General features: G+C 44.7%; 7 protein-coding genes. 3 read left to right on the forward strand and 4 right to left on the reverse strand.

Annotated features, from left to right (window positions below; translation table 11 throughout):
- Nucleotides 1-77: 77 nt before the first annotated feature.
- On the forward strand, nucleotides 78-722 hold the full coding sequence (locus tag BA1_RS08175; protein ID WP_008357646.1) for a YczE/YyaS/YitT family protein: 645 nt from the start codon (nucleotides 78-80) through the stop codon (nucleotides 720-722).
- A gap of 85 nt (nucleotides 723-807) precedes the next feature.
- Nucleotides 808-1,398, forward strand: coding sequence for a hypothetical protein (locus tag BA1_RS08180; RefSeq protein WP_008357650.1), 591 nt, complete (start codon nucleotides 808-810; stop codon nucleotides 1,396-1,398).
- Here BA1_RS08180 and BA1_RS19460 read toward each other — a convergent pair.
- Together BA1_RS19460 and BA1_RS19465 are read right to left on the reverse strand one after the other, a co-directional pair.
- Nucleotides 1,385-1,543 carry a GyrI-like domain-containing protein gene (locus BA1_RS19460; RefSeq protein ID WP_237739201.1) on the reverse strand — a complete coding sequence of 53 codons (159 nt, stop codon included), beginning with the start codon at nucleotides 1,541-1,543 and terminating at the stop codon, nucleotides 1,385-1,387. The genes BA1_RS08180 and BA1_RS19460 overlap by 14 nt on opposite strands.
- A gap of 73 nt (nucleotides 1,544-1,616) precedes the next feature.
- Nucleotides 1,617-1,772: a hypothetical protein gene (locus BA1_RS19465; RefSeq protein WP_237739202.1), complete on the reverse strand. Its 156-nt coding sequence runs from the start codon at nucleotides 1,770-1,772 to the stop codon at nucleotides 1,617-1,619.
- Nucleotides 1,773-1,863: 91 nt separating this feature from the next.
- Between BA1_RS19465 and BA1_RS08185 the strand changes: the two genes are divergently transcribed.
- Nucleotides 1,864-2,565, forward strand: a complete 702-nt coding sequence (locus tag BA1_RS08185) for a 4'-phosphopantetheinyl transferase family protein (protein ID WP_008357652.1) — start codon at nucleotides 1,864-1,866, stop codon at nucleotides 2,563-2,565.
- A gap of 188 nt (nucleotides 2,566-2,753) precedes the next feature.
- On the opposite strand, the gene BA1_RS08190 is transcribed toward BA1_RS08185, so the two are convergent.
- Together BA1_RS08190 and BA1_RS08195 are read right to left on the reverse strand one after the other, a co-directional pair.
- The gene (locus BA1_RS08190) at nucleotides 2,754-3,494 is read right to left on the reverse strand and encodes a thioesterase II family protein (protein ID WP_008357654.1); all 741 of its coding nucleotides are present in this window, start codon (nucleotides 3,492-3,494) and stop codon (nucleotides 2,754-2,756) included.
- Nucleotides 3,495-3,500: 6 nt separating this feature from the next.
- Nucleotides 3,501-11,699, reverse strand: a complete 8,199-nt coding sequence (locus tag BA1_RS08195) for a non-ribosomal peptide synthetase (RefSeq protein WP_008357656.1) — start codon at nucleotides 11,697-11,699, stop codon at nucleotides 3,501-3,503.
- Nucleotides 11,700-11,706: the final 7 nt, after the last annotated feature.

Genomic DNA, 11,706 nt, shown 5'->3' on the forward strand with positions numbered 1-11,706 from the left:
AATTGAGCAATGCCATTTAAAGGGGCGTGCGAGTATGTTACGATGAAAATCGAGTGTTTAAGAAAGAAGGGAATGCTTTGAAGCGGGAACATCTTTTACGTTGGTTTTTTTATTTTGTTGGATTGATCGTACTTGCTTTTGGACTATCGCTGACAGTGAAAGGAAAGATTCTTGGGATTGGTCCTTGGGACGCTTTCCATTATGGGCTGTTTCAGCACTTTGGTTTAACCATTGGACAATGGTCCATTCTGATTGGTGCACTGATTGTGACACTGACCTCTGTTTTTACGAAATCATGGCCAAAGGTCGGCGCTTTACTGAACATGGTGCTGATTGGTGTGTTTATTGATTTCTTTAACGCGGTATTACCTGCACCACATGGGTATTTACCTGCTTTATATGTGTTTATGACGGGTGTTGTTGTGTCTGGATATGGCGTTGGTATTTATGTCTCAGCCAATCTTGGCGCCGGGCCAAGAGATTCATTAATGCTGCTCATCTCCGCAAAAACAGGGTTGAACGTACAGTGGGTTCGAAATGGAATTGAGTTAACCGTGCTTGTATTTGCATGGATGCTCGGCGGACCGATCGGTATTGGAACGATTCTGACCGCCATCTTTACAGGACTCGTCCTCCGTTTCTCCTTGCCGCAATCGACACGGCTCTTGCAGCTGCTCATTACAAAAACGGCAGAGAAACCCGTTCAAACCCTTATCCGATAAGAACAAGTCATTCTTCTAAAAGAATGGCTTTTCTTGTGCTAAACTAAATAAACAAATAATTCTTACAATTGGAGTTGATCCTAGGATGCAGCTTTTTCACTATCATTACTGGACACCCTTTGTTGAAGAGACGGAGAAGGCATACACTTCATTAGGCTTTGACGTAAAAAGTCGTTTCACAAAGGAAGGTTCCTTTCATCCTCCGCTGACATGGGATGATTTTAGAGAAAAGAACCCAGTTTTTCGTATCGTTGAAATGAGAAAGGGACAGATCAATGTCACATTTGGGTATAGCAAAAAAGTGATTTTTGATCACATTGGCTTTCTTGTGACTGACGATGAATATCACCAGCTACTAATACAGGCGAAAAAGCAGCATTGGGGAATTCAAACAGGGGAACGAAGAACATTTCTTTCAACACCGATTCGGTTAAGAATTGAATTGCAGCGACGGACAGATGTAATTGAAACGGGAGAGGAAGCACTTAGCGGGATGACAATCGCAGTGCCTGATTTGACTCATACACCTAACGTGGATCAGCTGCTGGACGGTTTGATACAGCCCATCCACTGGGAAAAGGGAGAACGCCTCTCCTTACTGAAAGTGATGATAAAGGATGCAAATTGTAAGAATACCATCGATCCGAACGGTGTTCACGTCCTTAAACAAACATAAAAAAAGCAGCGGAATATGCTGCTTTGCCGATTGGGATCCAAATCAACGTCACATGATCTTGAGAAAGTATATCTCTACCAACGGGATACGTTTCCATTCCCCCAGCATGTTCATATCCTGAGGCGGGAAACCATTCAGTGAACATGCGTGTCCATGTTGAATGAACTGCGTGTTCGACAGGTCCATTTGCTTGAAAAACATTTCTTTAGCTGTAAGCGTTAACCGTCTTTTTCGAATGTATTCTGTAAGGGAATTCCCGTTAGCAAATGAAACAGCCGCTGATCATGGCATGTCGACATACAGACGGCCTCCGCCATTTCTTCAATCAGTACAGGCTGATCGAGCCTCTCTTCCATATACTGAATACTGTCCATAATTGTTGTGCTTTCATTGAACAGGATGCCTGTTTCTCTTTTGCAGAGGTTCCTCCAATGGTACAATAAATGTAAAAAATTGAGGTCCGTTATGAAGATTTTCGCTATCCAATTGCAACATTTAGATGAAATCAACGCACGAAAACAAATAGATCAGCTCAAACCCTTTGTGTCATCTGAAAAACGCGCGGCCGCTGAGCGCTTTCGTTTTTTGATAGATGCAAGAAGAACGCTGTTAGGTGAGGTACTGATTCGTCAAATCATTCATGAAATGTACGATCTGCCTATGAAACAGATCACTTTTGAAACGGAAGAAAACGGCAAGCCAGTTGTCCGGCACATTCCTTCTTTTCATTTTAATCTTTCTCACTCTGGCGATTGGGTGGTTTGTGCAGTAGATGATGCGCCTGTTGGTATAGATATTGAAGAGATCAAGCCCATTGATTTAGCCATTGCCAAACGGTTTTTTTCAGCTGATGAATATCAGGATTTACTCTCGCAGCCGGCAGAGCGCCAGGAAGCTTATTTCTTTCATCTTTGGTCAATGAAGGAAGCCTTTATTAAGCTGACTGGAAAGGGATTATCCTATGGTCTTTCGTCCTTTACAGCCCGTCTGTCAGAGGATGGACAGGCTTCTTTGACCTTGCCTGATCATGAAGCTCCTTGTGTGGTTCAAACGTACTCGCTCGACCCTGCCTACCAAATGGCTGTATGTACAAGAAAGCCCGCTGCAGCTGAGAGCGTCGAGATACTCACTTGCAAGGAAATACTGGCCCGCCTTCATAACGTGTGATTTGCTCTTCTTTCTCATGCTAAAGTGGCAAAGGTCAGGATCTTTAACAATCTTTCTGCTTTTATTACAATCGCCGCTGGGGTGCTCATCGATTGATAGGATTCATTGGTACTGTGTTGGTCATAGGCTTGAATATGGTGAGAAATTTATAAAAGAAAACGGCCCCGTCAAACGAGGGCCGCTTTCTTTTATTGTCTGATGAATTGATGCTTTGTTGTATGCTCAATGACGTGCTTCATATGCTCTGCGAAGTGCTCGAGGTGTGTGTTGATATACATGTGGCCTCCATCAAAATCAGTGCGTTCGATGGTGTTGGCCCATTTTAACCAGCCGTTTGCATCTTCCATGCATTTCTTATCTTGCTTACCGTTGAATAAATAAACGGGTGATTCGATGATGGATTTGTCCGTATGCTGAAAGGTTTCTAGTGCTTGATAGTCTGCACGTAAGGACGGTGTAAAGTAATCCATCATTGGTTTGTTATCCAACAATTCCTTTGGAATCCCGCCCATTTCAGCAATATGCTGAACAAATGCTTCATTGGACAGATGGGTCAGGATCTGTCTTTTTGTTTGCGGCGGCTGAATGGCAGAAATGACAACTGCTTCAGGATAGATGCCTTCCTTTTCTAGCAGCTGGGTGAGTCTATACACCACTAGTCCGCCCATTGAATGTCCGAACAAGATAAATGGACGGTTCAATTGGTCGGTCAGTCCTTCTTTGTACAATTCAGCGAGCCGGTCAATGCTGGTTTCTAGCGGCATGAGGTTGGTTCCATGACCCGGAGGCTCTGCTGCTGTCACTTCGGCCGTACCCTTTAGCTGTTCAAAGAGCGGACGGTAAGAGGCGGAATATCCGCCTGCAAAAGGAAAACAAATAAGCTGAATGAGATCTGATTTTTTTTCAAAGGTTTTAAATAATGGATTCATACGTCCTTACCCCTTTACAATCGTTTCAAGAATCTGTGCAAGATGATCTGCCTGAGGTCTTTTCATCATGGTGACATGGTCGCCTTTGATGTGATAATACGTGCACGTCCCTTTCGTATAAGCCTCCCAGTCGGCAAACTTCTTCTGAAAATCTGTGGCGTGGTCACTGCTCTGTACAATATAAAACGGCACAGAGAATGGTTCTTTTTCTAATTCAATGGCTTGTGACATGATGGTATTATGCGTTTGCATTTGCAAGTATTTATCTAAATAGTGATCATTCATAAATTGATGAACGACTTCATCCTTTTCTGCTTCTTTGAGGATTTTCTGCTTCACTTCTTGGAAACTGAGCCCTTGTAATGCTTCTGGTTTGATGCCGACGAGGTTCCCCATACCTAGGACGAGGGCGAGCATTTTCACTTCTTCTTCGTTCATATCGGCATGAAGCGCCTCATCTGCCTCATCTCTTAATACCGGAACCGTATCTAAAATGATCAATCCTTTTGGCGCTTTTCCTGCATGACAGAGTCTCTGATTCATTCCGTAAGCAAGATGTCCGCCCATTGAATGCCCTGCCAGATAATCAATGCCTGGTCGATAGAATGTCTCAATGGCTTCAATAAAAATGGTGACAAGCTCTGTATAATGAAGGAATTGTGGTTCTTCATCCTCATACAAGCCCGGAGACTGCAAGGCATAAACAGCTCCTTCATGTGTCATGAGCTTGGCCACATCGATATACCCCATCACCGTTCCACCAGCAGGCGGTGCAAAGAAAATTCTCGGTTCAGCCGGATCCCCTTTTTTCAACTCGATCACATAGTCTTTCGGCGCTCTTTCGACAGGCTCGCCTGTTTCTGGCACTGTGTCCAAATATGCCGCTAACTGTGCTGGCTCTGGGTGCATGAAAATCCATTTCGGATCCACACGGACACCCTTTTCTTTTAATTTGGCAACGGCTTGGATACTCATAATCGAATCTCCGCCTAAATCAAAGAATGAATCATGAATTCCTACTCGTTTGACACCAAGCACTTCCCTGAAAGCTGCCACAATGAGTTGTTCTGTTTCCGTTGCCGGCTGATCGTCCTCATGTGAGGAAGAAAGCGTTTCTGTTGGCTCTGGCAGTGCTTTTTGATCGACCTTCCCATTCGTTGTGACGGGGATTGCGTCAAGTACGATAAAGTAGCTTGGGATCATATAGCCTGGCAGGCTTTCCTGTAAAAAGGCTTTCCAGCCGGGAACCGGATTTTCCCCGTCTGTGACAAGGTAGGCTGCCAGCCGTTTTGAGCTGCCATACGTTTTGGCGATAACGGTACATTCTTTTACTTGCGGATGCTTGAGCAGGGCTGTCTCAATTTCTCCACATTCAATTCGGTAGCCTCTAATTTTGACCAAGTTGTCTTTTCGGCCAAGGTATTCAATACTGCCATCAGACCGCCATTTCCCTAGATCACCGGAACGATAGAGCTTGTCCCCTTTTAATTGCGGGAATGGATTGTCAATAAACCTTTCTTGCGTCCGCTCTGGGTCATGGAGATACCCTTTCGCCAGTCCAGTTCCACCAATATAGATTTCTCCTTTAACGCCTATTGGTACTGGATTGAGGTATTCATCTAGTATGACGACTGTTGAGTTTGCGACTGGTACACCAATTGGTACTGATCTTGCATCCTCCGGTACGTGTGTGACTTGATGAGTGGTTGCTAACGTCGTGTTTTCTGTTGGGCCGTAAGCATTGATCAGCACACCTTTCATATGCGGCAATGCCTTTCGTGCATGCTCACTAGACATGGCTTCTCCGCCAACGAGCAGTGTGCGGTAGCCAGCGACACTTTTAGGGTCATGCTCAATCAATCGATTGAATAACGCGGTTGGCAGACAGTTGGATGTGACTTGATGTGTTTTGATTAACCGAGTTAATTCGTCCATATTTAGTGCGGCATATTTTGGAATCAGAATCAGTTGACCGCCATTTAGCAGCATTCCCCATAATTCAAAGGTAAAGGCATCAAATGCATAGTTAGACAGCTGAAGCATTTTATCGTCTGAACCTATTTCAATATAATTTGTTTCTTTCACCAAGCGGACAACTCCTGCATGAGGAAGCATCACGCCTTTAGGTGTGCCTGTTGACCCTGAAGTGTAGTTGACATAGGCAAGCTGGTCTTCTCCGACAATCGATTGATTCCTTTGATACACTGCGCCTGTTTCTGGTAACGGCTTGTCCATTTCAATCTTTGTACCGGTCAGACCCTCTAAACGATTGATCAGATGAGACTGGGTTAAGATGAGATCACTTTGTGTATCTCGGACGATCAGACCGATACGGGCATCTGGATACTCGGGTGACATCGGAACATAAGCTGCACCCGACTTGACGATCCCTAACACCGAGACCATCATGTCAAAGGAACGATCAAAGAGCATCGGGACAAGGGAACCGGGTCCAATGCCTTTTGACTGCAAGTAGGCAGCAAGCTGTGTCGCCTTCTCGTCTAAAACTTGATACGTCATGTGTTCTTCCATATAGGATAAAGCAATGCGATGCGGATCACGCTGCACTTGTTCTTCAAACAATTCTTGAAGCGTACGCTTTGGATAAGATGTATCGGTTTGATTTTTTCCAATGATCATGGCATCCTGTTCTGCTTTGTCCATTAGGCAAAAATCAACAAATGTCCGTTCAGGCTGAGCCGTCATGCCATCTAACAGATTTAGATAATACTTCATAAAACGATGGATGGTTTCTTGATCAAATAAATCCGTATTATATTCTACGTGAATAGACAGCTTGTCTTCCTGCTCAAATACATGCAGGGTGAGATCAAATTTAGATACTGTATGATGGACCATCACTTGTTCAGATGTCAGCCCTTTTAGGTTAATATCTAACGAGTCGGTTACATATCCCATGGCGACTTGGAAGATCGGTGAGCGACTTAAATCTCTATCAATCGAAAGGTCATCCACAAGCTTGTCGAATGGATAATGCTGATGTTCAAAGGCTTTTAACGTCATCTCTTTCACCTTTGCCAGCAAATCAGCAAATGTACCCGCTTTTGAGACATCCTGTCTCAGCGCAAGTGTATTGACAAACATTCCAACGAGCTGCTCTGATTGTTCGACATCACGGCCAGCGATCGGCGATCCAACAATGACATCTGTTTGTCCAGACAGCTTGTGAAGCAGGACATAATACGCTGACAGCATCGTCATGAACAGCGTTGTGCCCTGCTGCTTAGACAAGGCCTGTAAGCGCCGGACAAGCGGTTCATCTATCACGATTTGTTCTGTAGCCCCGCTGAATGTTTGAACCGGCGGACGAGGGCGGTCAAATGGGAGCTCTAACACCGGAAGCTCTCCTTGTAAGGTATCAAGCCAATAGTTCTGGTCGTCCTGATGGTTCTTTAATTGCTCATTTTCCCAATGGACATAATCTGTCCATTCAATCTCAAGCGACGGAAGCTGAGGTTTTTTTTCTAAAAGCAAAGCGTCATACACCACTTCTAATTCTTGAATGAGCAGGCTGAGCGACCATGCATCTGAAATGATATGATGCTGCGCGCAAAGCAGATAATATTCTTCTTTGCCCATATCCACAATCGTCCAATGTGCAAGCGGACCTCTTTCTAGATCATAGATACGATTTGCTTCTTGATGAATGAGCTGGTCTAATCTTCTCACTCTTGTTTTTTCATTAAATAATGAAAAATTCGCCACTGTTACTGATGGCGGCAGGTCTTCTCGAATGAGTTGAACCGGCTTGCCGCCAAGCGTTTGAAATGTTGCACGCAATGCCTCATGTCGTTTGGTCAAAAGTCCAATGGCTTTCGTTAAAGCTTGAATGTGTAATCGGCCTGTCAGCTTCCAAGCACCTAAAATATTGTAATGATGGCTCTTTTCTAATGTGGATAAGAACCAAATCCGCTGCTGGGCATGTGACAACTCATAGCTTGTTTGCTTTTCTAGCTTAGGAATGCCAGCTTCCTGAATGGCTGGTGCTCCTTGAATGTCATCCACCATTTGCGCCAAGTGTGCCAGATTCTTGCTTTCGAATAAAATTTTTAGCGGTGCCTTGATTGAACACTCATGATTGATGCGGGAAATCGTTTGAGTCGCCTTTAATGAATGTCCGCCAAGGTCAAAAAATTGATCCTCTTTGTACACACGATCTACTTCTAAAATATCCTCCCATATTGCCGCAAGCACCTGCTCTGTCTTCGTTTCTGGCAATTGCTTTTCAAGCGGCTGTGCGTTTTTGTGATGGAGCTGTTTGAGGGCTTGATGATCAATAGAGCCATCTTGTTTTTTCGGTATATCCGGCACTTGCTTGATGTCCCATTTCCCCTCTATGATGCCTGCGATCTTGCCCACATGCACTTCTTTGCCTGGTTGAACCGTATAGTAAAGCTTCTTTTCAAAACGCGGGATCGGAGCCGGCTTAAGATGTCCAGCGATTTCTTGATTTGCCCCGTCCAGGCCGATAAATAGATGCGCTTCTTTTAGACGAGTACCTAGACATAATGAATGGAGACCTTGTTTCTTTCCAATCAATTGAAAGCCCTTGCGAACGGTTAGCGCTGCTCCAGTATGCCCTTTTGACAAACCAAGGTTATCCCACATGCTGAAGTTCAAAGAGATCGCTCTTCTTCCTTCATGATGGGTAAGGACATGCGCGAGTCCATCTAAAAAGCTGTTCGCCGCAGAATATGCCCCAAATGTAGTGCCGCCAAAAAAGCCATTCACTGATCCAAAAAAGACAAGCGGTACTGTCGGGTCATGCTTGAAGGCTTCCTGCAGCACCCAAGCACCGTCTGCTTTACCTGAAAGTTCTTTTGTGAAATCTTCTTCCGTTGTATGAGCCAGTGTATACTTGTCCACATGCTGAAAATGCTCAGACACATTGCCGGCCCCGGCTAAATGAAGGACTCCCCGGATTGATTGTCCGAAATGCTTTTCTGCTTCATAAATTACCTGCTCGACGTCAGATAAATCGGTCACATCCGCTTGTACATAGATGACGTCTCCCATTCTTTCAAGCTGTGAGAACGCCTCCTCTTTTTCCTTATCCACTTCAAGTGATGTCCGTCCAATTAACACGAGCTTTAAGCCAAATTGGAGCATTTGCTTAGACAGTTCAAACCCAATGCCACCAAGTCCGCCAGTCAGCAAGTACAGGCCTTCATATTCTAAAAATCCTTCTGTTTGAGGTGCCTCCAACATATTGACTTTTTCCAGTTTTGGTACGAGGCGCTGCCCCTGTCGATAGGACACTTCTGCTTTCATATGAACCGCACTGAGTTCGTCCACAATGTGCTTGGCATCCTGTTCCACATTCTCCGCTTCAATATCAATATGAGACACTTCTGCTCCTTCCCATTCTTGCGGGATGGTTTTTAATAAACCGACAAGAGATGTTTTCTCCACATGAAGCTCATCTTGCGCCTTCACAAATTGACCACCGTTTGTCACAACAGCGAGACGCATCGGCTCTTTATTTTCTTGTCTCAGCGATTGATACAAATACAAAATGGATTGACTGGTGCTCGCATTCAGTTCTTTGAACTGCGCAGGGCTGGCAATCATCTGCTTGTCTGATACATTCCACAAATGAAGAATTCGGTCGATCTTTAATTCATCTGCTTCAAGCGCCGCCACAAGCCTGACGTAATCCCCCTTGATTCGAGGATTCATCTGATACATCCCTTTTGACAGGCGTAAAAATTCATGACCCTTTTTCACAGAAACATAAGGCAGGTTCATTTGTTCAAATTGTGCATAAAGCGATTGATAAAGCCCTTTTTCATCCTCAAATACGAGTACATAATCAGTTGACACCGGCTGAGATGGACCGATATTCTCTTTTACCCAAATACGCTTAAAGAACCAATCTGGGAGGGTTTGTTCATTTTCCGAAGCCAGATCAAGTGCACGTTCAATATCATGAAACATTCCATCTTTTAGTGCCGCACCTAACTGGGCACGTTGAATTTTTCCGCTTTCTGTTTTCGGAAACTGGTCTTTTTTCACCGGAATGATGTGGTCAGGTTCGATCCCTATTTTCCGAATGACCGCCTCTCTAATCTGCTGAATCATTGTCAGTTGTTCCTCTATTGATTCCTTTTGCGAGACAAAAAAGACGGCGAGTGTATCATTGCTTGATTCTGGGTTGTAAATGCCATACGCAGCGGCAAAGGTGACTTCCACCCCTTCGACTTCTTCCACAACGGCTTCAATTTCATAATTCAAATAGTTCGCTCCGTTGATGACGATGATGTCTTTTTCACGGCCTGTGAGAACAAGGCGCCCTTCATGAATAAACCCTAGATCTCCTGTGTGAAACCAGCCGTTTTCTGCAAATACTTCTTGATTGGCTTCCTCATTTTGATAGTAGCCCATCATAATCGTTGGGCTTTTCACCTGCAATCGTCCCACCTGATCTTCTGGCAGCACGTGGTGATGCTCATCTACAATTCGAATCCATACAGACGGAATCGGTACGCCTACCTCTGTAAAGGTCATCTTGTGCGGATGATCATGCGCCACATATTGAATCTCACTTGTTAATGAGGTCTGATCAATGGTCAGCTGTCCATCCTGATCATCTTGACGCATGAATTCTTTTGACTGAACAATGGCTGAGGATGTTTCTGACATGCCGTAAGCAGGCACCATCGCATGACGGCTTAATCCGTGCTGACCCATGATGTGCATGAATCGCTGTGTTACTTTTGGAACAACCGCTTCAGCTGCATTCATGATATAAGTCAAGGTGGAAAGATCCCATCTACCCTTGCGAATGTCGTCTTCATATTCATTCATCATGGCAAAGGCAAAGTTTGGCGCCCACGTCCTGGTGACACCGTATCTTTCTATCCAATCCAGCCACACCATCGGCCGTTCGATAAATTGATCAATGGATGGACTTATTTGCTGACAGCCGAGGTAGACATCATGTACATGAAACATGACAATGCCCCCAACGTGATCAAGCGGCATCCAGTTCAATGATACATCCTCATGCGTGAAGCCGTTTGCCTGCTCAAAGGAGATGATTCTAGATAAAATGCTTTGATGGTTGTGCCGGATACACTTTGGTACACCCGTACTTCCTGAGGACAGCAACTGAAGCACAGGCTCATCCGGCTCTGGCTCATAATGCTGTTCATCTGGATTACAGGCGAGTAATGTTTCGATTGTTAAAATCGGAATCGCTTTTGATTCAAATGTTTCATGCAGTCCTGCAATGTCCTCAGCACTCGCTTCGTTTGTAATAATGAATGGCTCATTTTGCAGCTGAAACACGCCCTTCAGCTTGTTCACCCCTTGATTCATTTCATCATACACAGGCGGTACAGAGACTGGGGTTGGAATAATTCCTCCGAGAATACAGCCCCAGAACACCGTGATAAAATCATGATGATCTTTCAATTGAAGCAACACTTGATCGCCGTTTGAAAGTCCGGCTGCCCTTAATCCAGACAGGACACGTTCCGCTCCTGTGAGCAATTCCGGGTAAGTCTGGGTCACCGTCTGACCGCCTTCTTTGAGATACGTGACTCCGCGATTTGGTGACATAAAGGCGGCTCGAATCAGTACCTCTGTCAATGTGACTGGTGTACCAGGTTTTCTAATCACATCACCTCCATAAACAAGAGCTGGTGGTTTTTCTTGTGCGGAGGATTTTATTGTTTGGCTGACTTCATTTTTTGAAAACGATTCATTTCCATTCGTACGCTGTCTATCTGGAAATAAGTCATCTAAATGATAGGGTGTTTGTTTTTCTGTCTGACTCTCAATGAAAGCGGCCGCTTCCTCTACTCCATCTACTGCTTTGGTGCGTTCTTCTATCTTTCTTACTTCCTCTTCATCTAGTACATCAATTGAAAGGAGCGCTTCTGTATCGACCGCTCCGCTTTCTGCCCTTGGCAAGGAAGGTAATAAGACGAGCGCGGCTGGCACTTCATAAGGATGAAGCGGGCCTTTCATCAGATCCTCTCTTGTCAGCGAAGGGTCCTTCGCCTGTGCAAATAGCACAAGCGATAGGCCTCCCTCTTGATTTTTCTTCGGGATGAGAGCACATTCCTCTAGTGGAAAATGAAGCATCATGACTCTCTCTAGTGCTTTAAGATCGATTCGTTTTCCGTTGATCCTGACAATATGATTTGCTGCATTTCCTTTTCGTCTACTTACTAGCATTCTTTTT

This window comes from Bacillus xiamenensis, assembly GCF_000300535.1.
Classification (GTDB): domain Bacteria; phylum Bacillota; class Bacilli; order Bacillales; family Bacillaceae; genus Bacillus; species Bacillus xiamenensis.

Coding starts and splice junctions, on each gene's coding strand:
- BA1_RS19465 (WP_237739202.1), bottom strand. CDS start 1,772: ATGGACAGTATTCAGTATATGGAAGAGAGGCTCGATCAGCCTGTACTG.
- BA1_RS08190 (WP_008357654.1), bottom strand. CDS start 3,494: ATGAATCCATTATTTAAAACCTTTGAAAAAAAATCAGATCTCATTCAG.
- BA1_RS19460 (WP_237739201.1), bottom strand. CDS start 1,543: ATGTTCACTGAATGGTTTCCCGCCTCAGGATATGAACATGCTGGGGGA.
- BA1_RS08185 (WP_008357652.1), top strand. CDS start 1,864: ATGAAGATTTTCGCTATCCAATTGCAACATTTAGATGAAATCAACGCA.
- BA1_RS08195 (WP_008357656.1), bottom strand. CDS start 11,699: ATGCTAGTAAGTAGACGAAAAGGAAATGCAGCAAATCATATTGTCAGG.
- BA1_RS08180 (WP_008357650.1), top strand. CDS start 808: ATGCAGCTTTTTCACTATCATTACTGGACACCCTTTGTTGAAGAGACG.